At 66.2% G+C, this 18204-nt stretch carries 11 protein-coding genes; 10 read left to right on the plus strand and 1 reads right to left on the minus strand.

Annotation, left to right across the window (positions count from 1 at the left end; all coding sequences use genetic code 11):
- Positions 1 to 115: 115 nt before the first annotated feature.
- From H582_RS26035 to H582_RS26050, 8 genes are all read left to right on the plus strand, one after another.
- Positions 116 to 1972: a heparinase II/III domain-containing protein gene (locus tag H582_RS26035; protein ID WP_052332972.1), complete on the plus strand. Its 1857-nt coding sequence runs from the start codon at positions 116 to 118 to the stop codon at positions 1970 to 1972.
- A 249-nt stretch (positions 1973 to 2221) separates the two neighbouring features.
- Positions 2222 to 3163 carry a carbohydrate ABC transporter permease gene (locus H582_RS0104895; RefSeq protein ID WP_028597631.1) on the plus strand — a complete coding sequence of 314 codons (942 nt, stop codon included), beginning with the start codon at positions 2222 to 2224 and terminating at the stop codon, positions 3161 to 3163.
- A 54-nt stretch (positions 3164 to 3217) separates the two neighbouring features.
- Positions 3218 to 4021 (plus strand): carbohydrate ABC transporter permease, encoded by an 804-nt coding sequence (locus H582_RS0104900; RefSeq protein WP_043110945.1) that lies wholly within the window; start codon positions 3218 to 3220, stop codon positions 4019 to 4021.
- Between the two features lie 129 nt (positions 4022 to 4150).
- The gene (locus H582_RS0104905) at positions 4151 to 5548 is read left to right on the plus strand and encodes an ABC transporter substrate-binding protein (RefSeq protein ID WP_028597633.1); all 1398 of its coding nucleotides are present in this window, start codon (positions 4151 to 4153) and stop codon (positions 5546 to 5548) included.
- A gap of 72 nt (positions 5549 to 5620) precedes the next feature.
- The gene (locus tag H582_RS26040; protein WP_052332973.1) at positions 5621 to 7252 is read left to right on the plus strand and encodes a response regulator transcription factor; all 1632 of its coding nucleotides are present in this window, start codon (positions 5621 to 5623) and stop codon (positions 7250 to 7252) included.
- Positions 7249 to 9114: a cache domain-containing sensor histidine kinase gene (locus H582_RS26045; protein ID WP_240478932.1), complete on the plus strand. Its 1866-nt coding sequence runs from the start codon at positions 7249 to 7251 to the stop codon at positions 9112 to 9114. Before H582_RS26040 ends, H582_RS26045 begins: the two co-directional genes overlap by 4 nt.
- On the plus strand, positions 9107 to 10267 hold the full coding sequence (locus H582_RS0104920; RefSeq protein ID WP_240478933.1) for a glycoside hydrolase family 88 protein: 1161 nt from the start codon (positions 9107 to 9109) through the stop codon (positions 10265 to 10267). Before H582_RS26045 ends, H582_RS0104920 begins: the two co-directional genes overlap by 8 nt.
- A gap of 12 nt (positions 10268 to 10279) precedes the next feature.
- The gene (locus H582_RS26050) at positions 10280 to 12310 is read left to right on the plus strand and encodes a DUF2264 domain-containing protein (RefSeq protein WP_052332974.1); all 2031 of its coding nucleotides are present in this window, start codon (positions 10280 to 10282) and stop codon (positions 12308 to 12310) included.
- A 689-nt stretch (positions 12311 to 12999) separates the two neighbouring features.
- Here H582_RS26050 and H582_RS0104935 read toward each other — a convergent pair.
- A complete protein-coding gene (locus H582_RS0104935; protein WP_052332975.1) occupies positions 13000 to 13632 on the minus strand; it encodes a DUF1796 family putative cysteine peptidase in 633 nt (210 codons plus the stop codon).
- Between the two features lie 178 nt (positions 13633 to 13810).
- Between H582_RS0104935 and H582_RS0104940 the strand changes: the two genes are divergently transcribed.
- Together H582_RS0104940 and H582_RS0104950 are read left to right on the plus strand one after the other, a co-directional pair.
- Positions 13811 to 15064 carry an MFS transporter gene (locus H582_RS0104940; RefSeq protein ID WP_028597636.1) on the plus strand — a complete coding sequence of 418 codons (1254 nt, stop codon included), beginning with the start codon at positions 13811 to 13813 and terminating at the stop codon, positions 15062 to 15064.
- Positions 15065 to 15401: 337 nt separating this feature from the next.
- Positions 15402 to 18131, plus strand: a complete 2730-nt coding sequence (locus H582_RS0104950) for a discoidin domain-containing protein (RefSeq protein ID WP_028597637.1) — start codon at positions 15402 to 15404, stop codon at positions 18129 to 18131.
- The last annotated feature ends 73 nt before the right edge of the window (positions 18132 to 18204 follow it).

Here is an 18204-nt window from a genome sequence, read left to right on the forward strand (position 1 = left end):
GTCAAAAGGGTAAAAAAGCCGATACCGGCCCGTTCATTTTCGCGCTAAAATGATCGAAACGATGGATTCGCGGACCGCCGCCGGCTGCTGCGGACCGCCAAAGGAGAGTGCTCGCTTGCAGCCAGACCGATCGAAGGAAAAGGAGATCGCCTTCTATGAGCCGTATCCGGCTGCCGGCCTCTACGGACGGGACGGCGAAGCGCCTGACTGGGCCGCGATCGCGGCCGATCCCGCTCTCGCGGAGCCGATCGCCGAGCTGCGCGCCGAGGCGGCCCGCCTGCAGGAGCGGCCGGAGCCGCAGCTGACGGAGGAGCTGTATGCCGAGTTCGAGCGCGAGGGCAGGAGGCTCGGCTACGAAGCGGCCTATTTCGAGCGGCGCGGACGGCTGACGGCGTTCGGGCTGCTGACGCTGCTCGGCCTCGGCGGCGATTCCGCGCGGGCGCTGATGCGGCAGACGATCGACGCCGTGCTGGGCGAGAACACCTGGTGCCTGCCGGCGCATATGAAGGGCGAGGCGATCGAGCGCGGCATCGACCTGTTCGCGTCCGAGACCGGCTTCGCTCTGGCGGAGCTGCTCGTGCTGGGCGGCGACGCTCTGGACGAGCCGCTGCGCCGCCGGATCGCCGGGCAGCTCGAGCGGCGTCTGTTCGGCCCGTATTTGGAGCAGGGGCCTTATCCCTGGGAGACGGCCGAGCATAACTGGTCGGCCGTCTGCGCCGGCTCGATCGGCGCGGCGGCGCTGCTGACGCTGCCGGCCGACGATCCGCGGCTGGAGCGGATCGTCGCCAAGGCGCTCGGCTCGATGGATGCCTACCTCGCGGGCTTCGGGGATGACGGAGCTTGCCTGGAAGGAATCGGTTACTGGACGTACGGCTTCGGCTACTATGTCTATTTCGCCGATCTGCTTCGGGCGCGCACCGGCGGCAGGCTCGATCTGCTGGACGGTCCGAAGGAGCAAGCGATCGCGGGCTTCCAGCAGAAAGCCTATCTATGCGGCAGCCGCACCGTCAATTTCTCGGACGCCGAGCCCCATGAGCGAGCCATGCCCGGCCTGGCCGCCTATCTGAGCCGCCGCTATCCCGGCCTGCCGTCGCCTCCGCCGTCCGTGCTGGCGCGCTTCGGCGACGATCCTTGCGCCCGCTTCGCGCCGGCCCTGCGCAATCTGCTGTGGAGGGCGCCGGCGGAGCGCGGGGCGCCGGCGCCGGAGAGCTGGCCGAGCGGCAGCTGGCTGCTGCCCGATGCCGGCTGGCTCGTCTCCCGCCATCGCAGCGCCGGCGGGAGCTTCGGCTTCGCCGCCAAGGGCGGGCACAACACCGAGCCGCACAACCATCTCGACCTCGGCCATTTCCTGCTCGTCGAGGAGGGAGAGCCGGACTTCGCCGCCGATCTCGGGAGCGGCGAGTACACGGCCGCCTACTTCGGCCCGGAGCGGTACGGCTATGCCTGCACCGGGGCGCACGGACACTCGCTGCCGTCGCCGCTCGGCCTCTCCCAGCTGCCGGGCAGGGAGCGCTTCGCCCGCATCCTGGAGGCGGAGGCCGGCGCCGCCGAGGACCGGCTGCGCCTGGAGCTGGCCGCCGCCTACGCGCTGCCTCCCGGCGCCTCGCTGACCCGCCGCCTCCGCTGGCGCAAGCAGGAGCTGCCCGAGCTGGAGCTGACCGACGAGCTCCGCCTGCCGGAGCTCGCCGGCGCGGCGCGGCCGGACGGCGTGCCGCTGCTCGCGACGGCGCTGATCACCCGCTGCGAGCCGCTCGGGCAGGAGGATGGCAGCCTGCTGCTGCATGGGAACCGGCGCCGGATGCGGATATGTTGGCTCCCAGGCTCGCTCCGGCTCCGCATCGAGAGGCATTCGTTCTCGAACCACTCCGGGCTGGAGGAAACGTACGTCCGCCTGGCCTTCGAGACGGCGGCCCCTGTCGACGCGGCAGCTTCGTCCGCGTCCATTTCGCTGTCGCTGCGCTTCCTGCCGTAGGAGTCGAGTCGCCGGAGCGCTGACTCGTCCGCCTGCGGAAGCCATCCGAGACTTGCCTGCAGCAGCCGTCCTCCGGCTGCTGCTTGTTTCGTTTCCGCCGCTTGCGCAAGCAGTCAAAATGAGCGTGAACGAGATCAAAATACCGTCACTGCGACGCGCGGGCTTTTCCTATACTGGAACGAGGAGGCGGCCATCCCGGGAGCATGCGGCCGGGATGGCCGTCCATCGTGCAAAGGCGAGGTGGACCTCATGAAAGCAACGACGACTGGCGGCGCGGCGGTCGAAGCCGCCGCCCCGCCCTCGAAGGCGCGGAGAAGAAGCCGGGGGGAGGAGCTGTGGGGCTGGCTGTTCGTCAGTCCGATGCTGCTCGGCGTGACGGTGCTCGTGCTGCTGCCAATCGTAGCCACGTTTGTCCTCAGCCTGGCGGACTGGAACTTCGTCCAGGGCTGGGACGGCATCAAGTGGATCGGACTGGACAATTTCGACAAGCTGTTGCGGGACGACCTGTTCCTCCGATCCGTCCGCAACAACGTCATCTTCCTGCTCGCCGTCCCGGTCTACATGGCGATCTCGATGATCCTGGCCGTCGTCATCGACCGCCATGTGTATATGAAGGGCTTTTTCAAGGTCGCGTACTTCATGCCCTACATCTCCAACATCGTGGCCGTCGCGGTCGTCTGGCAGGTGCTGTTCCATCCATCGAACGGACCGGTCAACCAGATGCTGCGCGCGCTCGGCGTCAGCCAGCCGCCGGGCTGGCTCGCCGATCCGAACTACGCGCTCCCCTCGATCATGCTCATCGTCGTCTGGACGTCGATCGGCTTCAACCTGATCCTCTACATGGCCGGCCTGCAGTCGATCCCGCGCGACCTGTACGAGGCGGCGGAGATCGACGGCGCGAGCGGCTGGGTCAGGTTCGCCCGAATCACGGTGCCGCTGCTGTCGCCGACGTCCTTCTTCCTGCTCGTCACCGGCGTCATCAGCACGTTCAAGGTGTTCGACATCATCGCCGTCACGACGCAGGGCGGGCCGATCGGCTCGACCTCGATGATGGTCTGGTACCTGTACGACACCGCCTTCGTCAACCTGAAGGTCGGCTATGCTTCCTCGATTGCCGTCGTGCTGTTCGCGTTCGTGCTGCTCATCACGCTCGGCCAGTGGGCCGCCCAGAAAAAATGGGTCAATTATTAAGGGAGGGAAGACCAAGTGACGGAAACCGCCGCCGCATTCAGCTGGAAAAAAGGCATCCTGACCGCCGCGCTGCTCGTCCTCAGCCTCCTGTTCCTGCTGCCGTTCGTCTGGATGCTCGTGACGTCGTTCAAGCCGGAATCGGAAGTGTTCGTCTATCCGATCCAGTGGATTCCGAAGCAATGGAACGCCGTCCAAAACTACTCGGAGGTGTGGGCCGGCTCCTATCCGTTCTGGCGCTACTATCTCAACTCCATCCAGGTCGCCTTGATCACGACGGCGATCTCGGTGGCGGTGTCGAGCCTGGCCGCCTACGGCTTCTCCAAAATCCGCTTCAAGGCGGCGGGGCCGCTGTTCCTGATCGTGCTCGCCACCTACATGGTCCCGCATCAGGCGATCCTCGTGCCGCAGTTCATCCTGTACCGCCGCATCGGCTTGTTCGACAGCCATCTCGGCCTCATCCTGCTCGGCTCGTTCAGCGTGCTCGGCACGTTCATGCTGAGGCAGTTCTTCATGGGGGTGCACAACGAGCTGATCGAATCGGCGAAGATCGACGGCGCGAGCCATCCGCGCACGTTCGGGTCGATCGCGCTGCCGCTCGTCCGCCCCGCCGTCGCCACCTACGCCATCCTGCGCTTCATCTGGACGTGGAACGACTACCAGAACCCGCTCATCTTCCTGCGCAGCGATTCCCTGTTCACGATCCCGCTCGCGATGCAGAAGTTCACCTCCATGAGCGGCCAGTTCTACTCGCTCATCATGGCGGCGGCCGTCTCGGCGATTCTGCCGCTGCTGATCGTGTTCATCCTCGGCCAGAAGAGCGTCATCGAAGGCATCGCCACGGGCGGCGTCAAAGGCTGAGGCCGGGGATGTAAACGGAACCAAAAAAGTAAAAATGCCGCTAGTTCCGGTCAAGATAACGACATTGGCGGCGAGCGCCGGCTTCTATAATGAAGAAGCAAGCCAACGAGAACGGAGAGGGGAATGCATATGGCAAGAACGAAACCTTGGATGACGACCGTGCTGGCAGGGGCGCTCGTCGCCGGACTGCTGTCCGGCTGCGGCAACGGGGACGCCGGCGGCAACGGAGGCCAGGCCGCCGCAGGCAACGACGGCCAGGCGGGCGCGAGCGGCGATCCGGTCCAGCTGCGGCTCTATACGTACGGCACGGAAGAGGCTTATAATTGGCAAAAAACGCTCGCCGCCTATACGGAGAAGAAGCCCGGCGTCTCGATCGAGCTCGTGCAGCTGAGCGAGAAGGGCGATACGCAGGAAGCGTTCAAGAAGCTGGACCTGGCGGCCGCCTCCGACGAGCAGATCGACGTGCTGATGTTCTCCGATCCGGCCGGCTACGCGCAGCGGGTGGCGCTCGGCATGGCCGCTCCGCTCGACGACTTCATCGCCAAGGAAGGCATCAAGCTCGAAGAGGAGTACAAGGTCGACACCCGTCTGAACGGCAAGGTGTACGCGCTGCCGGGCAAGTTCAACCCGTGGTACGTGCTGCTCAACAAGGATCATCTCGCGGAGGCGGGACTCGACGTTCCGACCGAGTGGACCTGGGACGAGTTCGCCGATTATGCCAAGGCGCTGACGAAGGGCGACGGCCCGTCGAAGCGTTACGGCGCCTATTTCCACGGTCCTCAGAACGGCGGCTGGATGGAGTTCCTGAAAATCGCCATGGAGAACCAGCCGGAGGGCGCGGATTTCCTGAAGGAAGACGGCACGTCGAACCTCGACAGCCCGAACTTCCGCAAATCGCTCGAGCTGCGCGTGCGGATGGAGAAGGAGGATCAGTCGACCGTTCCTTACGCGGACATGATCTCTCAGAAGCTGGCCTACCGGAACCAGTTCTTCAACCAGACGGCGAGCATGATCCCGATCGGCTCCTGGATGAACACGGAGATCGGCGGCACGGACAAGGTGCCGCTGACGTTCAACGTCGCGGTCGCGCCGTTCCCGAAAACGAACGCGGCCGACGAGAACGGCCTGACGCCGGTGACGACCGACTACGTCGCCGTCTACGGCAAGTCGAAGCATCAGCAGGAGGCGTATGAGTTCGTGCGCTGGTACACGACGGAAGGCCAGGTCGTGCAGGGCAAGAACATCCCGGCCTGGAACGGAGTCAAGACGGAAGACGTCAGCGCGACGATCGACACGATCCTTTCCGGCACGAAAAATCCGGAGCTCGTCGACAAGGAGTCGCTCGTCACGGTCATGCTGGAATCCAAGGCGTCCCAGATCATCGCGCCGGCCACGTACCAGAGCGAGGTGTACAAAGCGCTGAACGAGGAGTATGAAAAGCTCATCTTGGGCAGCCAGGATATCGACAAGACGATCGAAGCTTCCAAGAAACGCGTCGACGAGATCATCGCCGCGAACAAAAACTAACGAAGCGGGGAAGCGGCAGGGGACTCGGCCCCTTGCCCGTTTCCCTTTCCTTGATGGAGGGGAGGGGCTCGGATGTACAAGGTGCTGCTGGCCGACGACGACTATCCCGTGCTGGAGCTGCTGTCCGAGGCGATCGACTGGACGGAGCTCGGCTTCGAGCTTTGCGGAGCGTACGAGAACGGAGCCGCCGCTTGGGCGCATGCCGAGCGGGACATGCCGGACGTGCTGGTGACCGACATCGGCATGCCCCGGATGGACGGGCTCGAGCTGTGCCGCCGGATGAAGGAGCGGCATCCCGGACTGTGCGTGGCCATCCTCTCCTGCCATTCGGATTTCCACTACGCCCGCCAGGCGATGCGGCTGAGCGTGCAGGAGTATCTGGTCAAGGACACGCTCGACCCGGCCGACCTCAAGGAGGTGCTGCGCAAGTTCAAGCAGGCGCTCGACGCGAAGCTCGAGACAGACTGGGAGCAGACGCGGATGAAGCAGGTGATGCGGGAGGCGGGCGAGCTCGGCAAGGAGAAGTTTTTCCGCAGCTTCATCCAGCAGCCGCTGCTCAGCTCCGGACAGTGGCAGCAGGAAGCGGCCGCCTACGGGCTGCTGCGCGGAGGGGAGCATGTGCTGCCGGCGCTCGTCTGCACGGAGAGCTACGAGCGGCTCAAGGAGCGCTTCTCCTCCGAGCAGACGCTTCACTTTGCGATCGGCAACGTGCTCGGCGAGCTGCTCCAGCATGAGGGAGCGATCCATGTCGGCTACGGCCAGCGCCATACGTTCCTGCTGTTTCCGTTCCGGCGGGGCATCCACAGCCGCCCGGTCGGCGCGGCGGAGGAGACGCTGGTCCGCCTGCAGCGGGAGCTGGAGCGGGTGCTGGGCGTGCGCTTCGCCGCTCTCATCGGCACGGGAGCGGGCACCCCGGAGGAGCTGCGGCGGGGGATGAAGGAGCTGCTCGCGGCGACCGAGCAGCGCTTCTACCTTGAAGAAAGGGAGATCGCCCGGCTGACGCCCGTCGCGCCCGGACGCGGGGATCTGTTCAGCCGCTACGACGAGGCGCGGACCGAAATCCGCGACGCGGTCGCCAGCCCCGATCCCGGCGCCCGCAGGCTGGCGCTGCGGCGCTGGATCGACGTCATCCGCGCGGAGCGGCATCCGGAGCATGCCGTCAAGGAGTGGATGCTGAAGCTGCTGCTCGATCTGAGGCTCGGCCTGCGGCGCATTCCGTATGCCGGAGCCGCGCCCAGCGCCGACCGGATGCACCGGGAGATCGTGGAGACGGACTCGCTCTGGAGCCTGGAGCAGTGGACGGCGGAGCGGCTCGACGCCTACTACCCGAGCGCGCCGAAGCGAGGCGGAACGGGGCCGCGGCCGGAGGTGGCCGAGGCTTGCCGCTACGTTTCGCGGAACCTGGAGCGGCGGATCGCGCTCGAGGAGGTGGCCGGGCAGCTGCATCTCAACGCGAGCTATTTCAGCCGGCTGTTCAAGAAGGAGACGGGGCGCACGTTCATCGAGCATGTGACGGTCGAGAAGATGGAGCGGGCGCGGGAGCTGCTGGAGCATACGGCGCTGTCCGTCGGCGAGATCGGCGAGAAGCTCGGCTACGACAACCTGAGCTACTTCATCAAGACGTTCCGGTCCCACGCGGGAGCGACGCCGATGGAGTACCGCACGGCGGGCGCCGGCCAGGCCGGCGGAGGCGGCCGGGCGTGAAGGGCGGCTTCGGGAGGCTGCCGGGCTTCCGATCGATCCGCGGCAAGCTGATGGTTGCGGTCGTCGTCTGCGTGCTGGCGCCGGCGCTCCTGACGCTGCTGCTGTTCAGCTCGCTTGCCGAGGACGCGGTGCAGCGCCAGGCGATCGCGAATGCGGAGAACGCGATGAAGCTGACCGGGGCTTCCATCGAGACGCAGCTCGGCGACATGCTGACGATCGCCAACCACATCCAGCTCAATCCGGACATGACGGGGTATTTCAAGCGGTACGTGCGCTTCGGGTCCGAGCAGCCCGATCCGGTCGGGAAGTTCGCGGCCGGCAGCCGCATCCTGCAGCAGCTGGAGAGCCTGAGCGCCGTCGGGGACCGGAGCTACATCAGCATCCTGCTCACCGACGGCACGGTGTTCACCAACTACTCGACCGACGAGTTCCATCCCCGGCGGTTCCGGGAGGAGGCCTGGTTCGGGGAGCTGCAGTCGTTCATCGGCCTGCAGAGCTACTGGATTCCGACGTCTCCGACCGTGTTCCTGTACGAAAAGAAGAACAGCCCGTACCAGCTGAGCGTCGCGCGCACGCTTCGGCTCGACGACTCGACGATCTACGGCTATGTCGTCGTGACGACGATGGAGAGCCGGCTGCGCGTCCAGTTCGAAAAAGTGGCGCAGGAGCGCCGGGTGCTGCTCGTGGACGAAGAAGGCACCGTGCTGTCGGGACCGGAGCTGAGCGACATCGGCTCCGCGCAGCTCGCCAGAGTCCGGCCGGCCGATGCAGGCGTCCCAGCATCGGTCGTCGTCCGCGAGGACGGCGGAAAGCGGCTCGTGACGGAGATGCGCCTTGGCATCAACGGCTGGAGCCTCGTCTCCGTCCAGCCCTACAAGGAGGCGATCGCCAACATCAGCCAGATCTTCAACCGCGTCTTCCTGGCGCAGCTGCTGCTGTTCGTCGCGATGCTGGCGCTGCTCGTCGGCATCATCCGCCGGCTGACGTATCCGCTCGTCCATCTCGGCAAGGCGGCGAGCGCCGTGCAGCGAGGTAATCTGGAGATGCGGACGGGCGTGCGCGGGCCGGACGAGATCGGACGGCTCGGCATCCTGTTCGACCAGATGCTCGACCGCGTGCAGGACATGATCCGGGAAATCTCGGCCGGCCAGGCGCGCAAGCGGCTGGCGGAGCTGGCAATGCTGCAGGCGCAGATCAACCCTCATTTCCTGTTCAACGTCCTGAACTCGATCCGGATGAAGGTGCTGCGCTCCGGCGACGCCGACAGCGCCAAGATGATCTCCTCGCTGTCGCGGCTGCTGCGGATGACGATCAGCCGGGAGGAGGCCGCGATCACGCTGCATGAGGAGATCGAGCTGCTGCGGCATTATGTGGAGCTCATGAACCTGCGGCAGAAGGAGGGAGCCGATCTTGTCCTGGACATCGACGCGGACGCTTTTCTCGTGCCGGTGCCGCGCTTCATCCTGCAGCCGCTCGTAGAGAATGCGCTCCTCCACGGCCTCAGCCGCAGCGGAGGGACGGTGCGCGTGGAGGCGCGGCTGGAGGCCGGCGGCGCGCGGCTGCTGCTGCGCGTCGAGGACGACGGAGCGGGCATGGACGAGCCGAGCCTGGAAGGGCTCCGGCGCCGCCTCGAGGAGCCGCGTCCGCAGGAGGCGTCGGCTGCGGAGGCGAGCATCGGCCTGTCGAACGTCGGCGAAAGGATGCGGCTCATGTATGGCGAAGGGTTCGCGATCGAGGCAGACTCGTCCCCGGGACGAGGAACGTCGGTGACGATGAGGGTGCCTTTGCCGGCCGCGCGGCCGGCGGAAGGAACGATCGCGGCGAAGCGGCAGATGACAAAGGGGGAACGAGAGGATGGGTAACGAGACGATGGCGGATATCGAGCACAAGGCGGGAGCGAAGTGGGCGGAAGCGGCATGGGAAAGGGCGCTCGCCAAGACGCTCCGCGTCAGCAGGCGCATCGGCGCGGAATTCCCGCATGCGAGCCAGGGCGGCTCGTACGGGCTGGAAGCGCCGCATTGGTGGACGGCAGGCTTCTGGCCCGGCATGCTGCTGCTGCTCGACGAGGGCGGGCGCGCTCCGGAGCTGAGGGAGATCGCCGAGCGATGCGAGGAGCGGCTCGACGCCGTGCTGGACGGCTACGACAAGCTCGACCACGATCTCGGCTTCATGTGGGTGCCGACGAGCGTCTATCGCTATAAGCGGACCGGTGCGGAGGACTCGCGCCGCCGCGCCTTCAAGGCGGCCCAGTATTTGATGGGGCGCTTCAATCTGCAGGGACGCTACATCCGCGCCTGGAATCCCTGGTTCGAGGGCGACGACAACGCGGGACTGGCCATCATCGACTGCTCGATGAACACGTCGCTGCTCTACTGGGCTTCCCGCGAGAGCGGCGATCCGCGCTACCGCCATGCGGCGAACGCCCATATGGATACGGTCGTGAAGCATTTCGTACGCGAGGACGGCTCGGTGCGCCACATCGTCCGCTTCGATCCCGAGACGGGCGAGGCGCTCGAGGCGCTCGGCGGCCAGGGCTGGTCGCCGGAATCCGGCTGGTCGCGCGGAACGGCCTGGGCGCTGTACGGCCTGGCTCTCGCCTATCATCATACCGGCCGCGAGCCTTATTTGAACGCGTCCAAGCGCGTGGCCCACTATTTCCTGTCCCAGCTTCCCGAGGACGGGGTGCCGCACTGGGACTTCCGCGCGCCGGAGGACACGCTGCATCTGCGCGACAGCTCGGCCGGCAGCTGCGCGGCGTCGGGGCTGCTGCTGCTCGCGGGCCTCGTGCCGCCGGCCGAGAGCGCGTCGTACTGGCGCGCGGGCGTCCGCCTACTGCGGGCGCTCGACGAACGCTGCGGCGCCTGGGACGATCCGGCCGAGGAGGGGCTGCTGAGACATGGCACGAGCCACTATCCCGAGCGCAAGCATCTCGACGTGCCGCTCATCTACGGCGATTATTTCTTCGTCGAGGCGCTGGCCCGCCTGCGCGGCGCCGACGTCATCGGCTGGGAATAGGGGGCGGCCGTCATGCATGGATCGATCCGGCATCCGGCGGCGGACAATCCGCTGCGTACGAGAGCCGAACTGCAGGAGGCGGTCCGCCAGCTGATCGCCCCGCTGCGGCCCCATTACAGCGAAGGCGGCGCGCGGCTGCGGCTGGGAGCGACCGGCGCGAGCTACGCGCCCGAGGTGTCGCAGCTCGAAGGCTTCTCGCGCGTGCTGTGGGGCGTGGCGCCCCTGCTTGCGGGACAGCGCGGCTCGGAGCTGGCGGCGGACGATCGGGACTGGGCGGAGCGCTGCGTCCGGGGCTTCCGCTCCGGCACCGATCCCGCCCATCCCGATTACTGGGGCGACTTCGCCGACTACGACCAGAAGATGGTCGAGACGGCCGCGTTCGGCTTCGCGCTCGCGCTTGCGCCCGAGCGGCTGTGGGAGCCGCTGTCCGAGGCGGACAAGCAGCGCGTCGCCGCCTGGCTGTCCTCGTTGAGCGGACATCCCGTCTGGGACTGCAACTGGCTGTTTTTCCCCGTCATCGTCAACCTCGCGCTGCGCAAGCTCGGCCTTCCTTGGGACGAGGCGCTCGTGGAGCGCAATCTGGACCGGATCGACGCCTTCTACCTGGGCGAAGGCTGGTATGCGGACGGCGCGGGCGCCCATGCGGACTACTACGTGCCGTTCGCGTTCCACTATTACGGCCTGTTCTACAGCGTGCTGATGGGACAAGAGGATCCGGAGCGTTCGGCGAAATACCGGGAGCGCGCCGCGGCCTTCGCCCTCGACTTCGTCCACTGGTTCGATGCGGACGGCGCGGCGCTGCCGTACGGCCGGAGCCTGTCGTACCGCTTCTCGCAGGCCGCCTTCTGGGGCGCGCTGGCCTATGCGGGCGTCGAGGCGCTGCCGTGGGGCGTCATGAAAGGGCTGCTGCTGCGCCATCTGCGCTGGTGGCTGCGGCAGCCGATCTTCGGACCGGACGGCGTGCTGACGATCGGGTACGCGTATCCGAACCTCGTCATGGCCGAAAACTACAACGCCCCGGGCTCGCCGTACTGGGCGCTCAAGTCGTTCCTGCCGCTGGCGCTGCCACAGGATCATCCGTTCTGGACGGCCGAGGAGCTGGCGCTGCCTGCGCTGGAGGCGATCCGTCCGCAGCGGCCGGCGCGCCTCGTGCTGAGCCGCGCTGCCGGCGGCCGCCATGTGGCGGCGTTCAACGCGGGCCATCCGGGAACGAACGAGCATACGCATGCGTCGGCCAAGTACGAGAAGTTCGCCTACTCGACCGTCTTCGGCTTCAGCGTGCCGCGCGCGGAGTGGGGGCTCGCCCAAGGCGCGTTCGACTCGATGCTGGCGCTGTCCGAGCGGGACAATCTCTACCGGGTACGCCGGCGCAACGAGGAGTCGCAGGTGGACGGAGAGTTCCTGTACGCGCGCTGGCAGCCTTGGCATGACGTCGAGATCCGCACCTGGCTGGTCGCGGGGCTGCCCTGGCATATGCGGATTCACCGCATCGAAAGCGCCAGGCCGCTGGACGCGGCCGAGGGCGGCTTCGCGCTGCGGCGGGATCTCGCCGACCCGCAGGCCGAGCAGGGCCCGGGCCTGGCGGCCGCTTCGGGCGCAGGCGGAGCCGTGGCGATCGAGGCGCTGCTCGCGGGCGGCGAGCGGAGCGGCGAGCTGATCCAGGCGCAGGCGAATACGAATGTGCTGCATCCGCGCACGTTCATCCCGATGCTGCGCTCGAGCCACGAGCCGGGGATATTCTGGCTCGCCTCCGCCGTCTTCGGAGCGCCGGGAGAGGCGGTCGGGGCGGATGCTGGAGCAGGAGGCGGCTCCAGCGCCGCGCCGAAAACGGCGGGAGCCGCAGGGGCGGAGCTTGCGGGAGCGGGAGCCGCAGGCGCAGAGGCGCCGGCAGCGGAAGCAGCGGTCGCTGCCTCTGGGCTGCGCGGCGGATGGCGCGCGTTGTTCGCCTTCGAGGAGCGCCAAGGCTCGCTGCAGGTCCAATCTCTCGGGTCGGGACGGACGCTGACGATCGACCTCGACTCCGGCGGATGGAGCCTCGTATGAGGGCGGACCCGGGCCGGCAGTCGGAGGAGGAGCAGGAGGAGGTCCGTCAGGGCGGCAGCCAAAAGGGCGGCAATGGTCAGGACGGCGTGCGGCGAGGTCGGCAACGACTAGCTCCGCAAGGCAGCGCCAAGCAAGCAGGGCAAGGCAAGCAGGGCAAGGCATAAAGTAGAGAGAATGGAAAAAAGCGGCGAGGCGTCTGCCCCGCCGCTTTGGCGCGTTTTCAAGTTTGGGATAGCGAAGCGCGCCTGCTGCCGGTTGCGCAGCGGCTGCAGCTTCGGTTGAGAAGCCGGTTGAGAAGCTGATTGCTTCTCGATTGTGAAGCCAATAGCGAAGTCGTCCATGGAGCTAACGACGAATCAGCTCGCTAGAGCGCTGATTTCGGCTCTCTCCATACCGTAACGACTCGTGAGACGCTTAGAGGCGGAAAATGAAGTCCAATCGGCCTAAATAACGGTCCTGGTGACTTGTAAGCGTCTGAGGCGTCGTTAGCTGGTCGGAAAGTCGAAAACCAGGCTTCTAAGCGTTTGACGCGTCGTTAGCGCGTGAAGCTACATCGATTTTTGCTGGTCCAGCAGCTCGCGCCAGCGCGAGACCTTTAGACATGATAGATTCCGTCCAGCAGCTCGCGCCAGCGCGAGACCTCTAGACGTGATAGATCCCGTCCAGCAGCTCGCGCCAGCGCGAGACCTCTAGACGTGATAGATCCCGTCCAGCAGCTCGCGCCAGATTCCATCATTGTCATGGAACATGTCGGGGACGCGGGGGATCTGCACGGCGCACACATGGGGGATGCGCCAGCCGAGGTCGACGATGCCCTCCGTATCGCCATGCTGCACGTAGAGCACGGCGAACGTCGCGCCGACGAGCGAGCGCAGCACGAGCTGCAGCTCGAACAGCTCCGGATAGCTGCCCTCGGTGCGCACGAGCAGGATGCGGCTGCTGCCGGAGAGCTTGCCGAGCATTCGGTCGACGCGCCGGTCGAGCTTGGCCTTCACCTCGGGATAGGGAAGCAGCGCCTCCGCATGGTCGGCACGCACCGGGTAATCGTGGTTGGATACGATGTGGTAGGCCGGATCGTACACGAGATAGCAGCCGGCGTTCGGATCGATGCCGGTGACGCTCAGGTTGCGCAGCTCCATGAAGCTCGCAAAGCGCTCCTGCAAGGCGCGCGAGACGCCGCTCAGCAGCGGGGAGCCCATCCAGTCGATCGGCCCGGAGTAGCGCCGGAGGCCGTTCTTGGCCAGCTGCACGCCCGGCAGGCAGTTGTGGCCGAGGCTGTAGATCGCGTCGTAGGGTCCTTTCAGTTCCGAAAGCGTCATCATCGGATGTCCCTCCTCGTTCAGCTTTCTATCAATAGATGCTAGAAGGCGATAGATGGACAGGGCAGGCGCAGAAAGCGGGACAAATTGGGCAGGCGGTGCTATAATCCGTCCTGACACCAATCCTGCCCGTCCGGCAGAGGGCCGGCGAGCGGCGGGAGAGACGGAAGGAAGAGAAGAAATGGGCTCAAGGCTAAGGTGGAGGCTCCCCGCACGCGCGGTGCTTCCGCCGGAAAGAAGGCTCGGCCGCGACGCGGTCGTCTCGCTGATCATCCACAGCTGCTTCCAGTTCGGAGCGTCGATGTCGGGGCTGTTCCTCAACCTGTATCTGTGGCGGCTGACGGAAAGCCTGGCGGTGAACGGCATGTACAACATCATCAGCTTCGGCATCACGCCGGCGGCCTTCGCGCTCGGCGGCTGGCTCGCCAAGCGCAAGGACCGGATGGTCGCGTACCGGCTCGGCATCGTCATGATCGCGGTCTTCTACCTGCTCGTCGTCATCGCCCAGGAAAACGTCGCCGAGTTCTTCGTGCTCTTCGCCTTGCTGAACGGCATCTCGTCGGGCTTCTACTGGGTCGGCTACCTCGTGCTCCAGTACGACGTCTCGACCGAGGCCAACCGGATCCGCTACCTCGCGTTCAACATGATCTGCTTCAACTCGGCCGGACTCGCCGGGCCTGCGCTCGCGGGCTTCATCATCCGCCGCAGCGAGGGGCTGCAGGGCTATATCGTGATCTTCGCCCTCGCCTTCCTCATGTTCGTCGTCGCGGCGGCCGTCAGCTTCCGCATCCCGTTCAAGCCGGACCGGCACCGGACCTACTACCTGAAGCTGATGGGGCTGCTCATGGGCAAGAACCGGCGCTGGCTGCTGGCGCTGTACGGCTTCCTCGTGTTCGGGCTGTTCCAGGGCGTCATGCTGTTCCTGCCGAACATCCTGCTCTTCCGCACCGTCGGGCGCGAGGACTGGGTCGGATACCTCGGCGTCTTCTTCTCCGCGCTGACGGTCGCCACCGGTTATGTCATCTCCCGCTCCGCTCAAAAGGAACAGGTCCACAAGTACCTGCTGATGTCCTCCAGCGGCGTCACGATCGGAGCGTCGCTGCTGCTCGTCGACGTCTCGCTCTGGTCGGTCGTGCTGTTCATGATGCTGTTCTCGATCTTCAACCCGCTCGCGGTCAACACGCTGACCTCCTACTATTACCGGCTCATCGGCACGCTGCCGCTCAAGGGCAACCTGAGGGTGGAGTCCGTCATCATGCGCGAGCTGTTCCTCAATACGGGGCGGGTCATCTCCATCGGCATCCTGCTGCTCGTCGCCGGCGGCCTCCAGCCTGCCGGCATGGCGCTCGTGCTCGTCGCGATGGCCGGCCTGCAATTCCTGCTGCTGGTGCTGGTCCGCCGCGACGAGCCGGCTGCGGAGCCGGCGGAGGGATGAAGGGCCGCGCCTTCCGACTCGGATGGGCGGATGCAGAGGTTCTCCCGGCCCGTTCGATCCAGCCCGCCTTCGCGCTTTCCGGCGCGAGGGCGGGCTTTTCGAATGCGGCCGGCGGCGCAAACTTCAGCCGTTAGGTTTGTTTTTTCAAGAACTTGGAAAAACCCCATATCCAGCCTATAGGAGGCGATTTATACTGGAAAAGCCATCCGCCCAAGCGGGGGCAGAAGCACCGGCGATACGGAGAGAGAGGAGGCGGCTGACAACCTTTTTGAAAACGATTACAGAAAGACGGCCAGCCTGAAAAAACAAGCAAGGCCAATCCGAAGGAGGATGAAAAATGAAGCGATTGTTCCTGACGGCCGCCGCGGCGATGGCGCTGGGCGGCCTGGCGGCTGGGGCGGCCTCGGCCGCTCCGGTCAGCGACGCCAACACGACGATGTTCGGACCGGACGTCTATGTGTTCGATCCGTCCATGCCGGCGGCGGACATCTCCGCCACGGCGACGTCGATTTTCGGCTTGCTGGAGTCGGCCGAGTTCAGCACGAGCCGCAAGGCGCTGCTGTTCAAGCCGGGCACGTACAACGTCAGCTTCAACGTCGGCTTCTACACGCATGTCGCCGGACTCGGACGCAATCCCGGCGACGTGACGGTGACCGGCGGGGTGAATGTCAATGCCGACTGGGACAACGGCAATGCGACGCGCAACTTTTGGCGCGCGATCGAGAACATGACGCTTGCGCCGGCTAGCGGCAAGACGCAGATCGCCGTCTCCCAGGCCGCGCCGCTGCGCCGCCTGAACGTCAAGGGCGAGCTCGACCTGTTTGACTTCGACTCCAACTGGAATGCCGGCTGGGCGAGCGGCGGCTTCCTCGCCGACTCCAGGGTCGACGGCAAGATCGTGCCTGCGTCGCAGCAGCAGTGGTTTTCCCGCAACAGCGAGTGGGGCGAGTGGACGAACGGCGTCTGGAACATGGTGTTCGTCGGCAGCAAAAACGCGCCGGCCGCCAGCTTTCCCGATCCGCCCTACACGGTCGTGCCGACGACGCCGCTCATCCGCGAGAAGCCTTATCTGTATGTGGACGGAAACGGCCAGTATCAGGTGTTCGTGCCCGCGCTGCAAAGCGGCACGCAGGGCGTCAGCTGGGCGGCCGGCTCGACGCCGGGCCAGTCGATTCCGATCGGACAGTTCTACATCGCGCGTCCTGAAAGCGCTACCGCAGCCGCGCTGAACGCCGCGCTCGCTCAAGGCAAGCATCTGCTGTTCACGCCGGGCATCTATCATCTGAACGATACGATCCGGATCACCTCCGCCAATACGGTCGTGCTCGGCATCGGCATCCCGACGCTCGTGCCGGATACGGGCCTGGCGGCGATGAGCGTCGCCGACGTGGACGGGGTGAAGATCGCCGGGCTCATGTTCGACGCCGGCCCGGCGAGCTCGCCGGTGCTGCTGGAGGTCGGCCCGCAGGGCAGCGCCGCCCGCCACCAGGCCAATCCGACGTCGCTCCATGACCTGACGTTCCGCACTGGCGGAGGATCGAACGGACGCAACGAGGTCAGCCTGCGCATCAACAGCAGCGACGTCATCGGCGACCATTTCTGGATCTGGCGGGCGGACCACGGCGCCGGAGCGGGCTGGACGTCCAACGTCTCCAAGAACGGGCTCGTCGTCAACGGAACCGACGTTACGCTGTACGGCCTGTTCAACGAGCATCACAACGAGTACCAGACGGTGTGGAACGGCAACGGCGGGCGGCTGTACTTCTACCAGTCCGAGATTCCGTACGACGTCCCGAACCAGGCTTCCTGGAAAAGCGGCGGCGGCGCCGTGAACGGCTATGCCTCCTACAAGGTCGGAGACGGCGTGACGAGCCACGAGGCGTGGGGGCTCGGCATCTACTCCTACTTCCGCGACGCGGCCGTCAAGCTGGGCAGCGCCATCGAGGCGCCGAACGCGCCGGGCGTGAAATTCCACAACATGACGACGATCTGGCTCTCCGGCACGGCAGGCAGCGAGATTACGCATATCGTCAACAACATCGGCGGCCGCGTGTACGCCAACACGCCGGCCGAGGCGATGCGCCAGACGCTGACGGAATGGGCCGGCAACGGCTCGGCGACGCCTGCTCCAAGCGCGACTCCGACACCAACGCCGACACCAACGCCGACACCAACGCCGACACCAACGCCGACGGCAACTCCGACACCAACGCCGACGCCGGGAGCGGCGCTGGACCGTACGGGCTGGACGGCGAGCAGCACGCCGTCGAGCGGCGACGCCGCGTCCAACCTGCTGGACGGCAGCATGGCGACGCGCTGGAGCACGGGCACGGCGATGGCGCCGGGGCAGTCGATCACGATCGACATGAAGGCGTCCAAGTCGTTCAGCAAGCTCGTCATGGACTCCACGGGCAGCGACGGCGATTATGCTCGCGGCTATGAAGTGTACGTGTCGGCGGACGGCGCGAGCTGGGGCAGTCCGGTCGCGACGGGCACCGGCAGCGGACCGGTCGTGACGGCCACGTTCGCGTCCCAGACAGCGCGCTATATCAAGATCGTGCAGACCGGCACGGCGAGCAGCTGGTGGTCGATCCGCGAGCTGAACGTGTACGGCACGGCAGGCGGAGGCCCGACGCCGACGCCAAGTCCAACGCCGTCCCCGAGTCCGACGCCGGGAGCGGCGCTGGACCGTACGGGCTGGACGGCGAGCAGCACGCCGTCGAGCGGCGACATCGCGGCCAACCTGCTGGACGGCAGCATGGCGACGCGCTGGAGCACGGGCACGGCGATGGCGCCGGGGCAGTCGATCACGATCGATATGAAGGCATCCAAGACGTTCAGCAAGCTCGTCATGGACTCGACGGGCAGCGACGGAGATTATGCGCGCGGCTATGAAGTGTATGTGTCGGCGGACGGCGCGAGCTGGGGCAGTCCGGTGGCGATGGGCACCGGCAGCGGACCGGTCGTGACGGCCACGTTCGCGCCCCAAACAGCGCGCTATATCAAGATCGTGCAGACCGGCACGGCGAGCAGCTGGTGGTCGATCCGCGAGCTGAACGTGTACTAGCACAACGGGCTTTTCGGCCGGGCGGCCGGAACCAAGGCATAAACCTGCCTTGGATTTGCGAAAACCGGCCGGG

The organism is Paenibacillus pasadenensis DSM 19293 (assembly GCF_000422485.1).
Lineage (GTDB): Bacteria > Bacillota > Bacilli > Paenibacillales > Paenibacillaceae > Paenibacillus_O > Paenibacillus_O pasadenensis.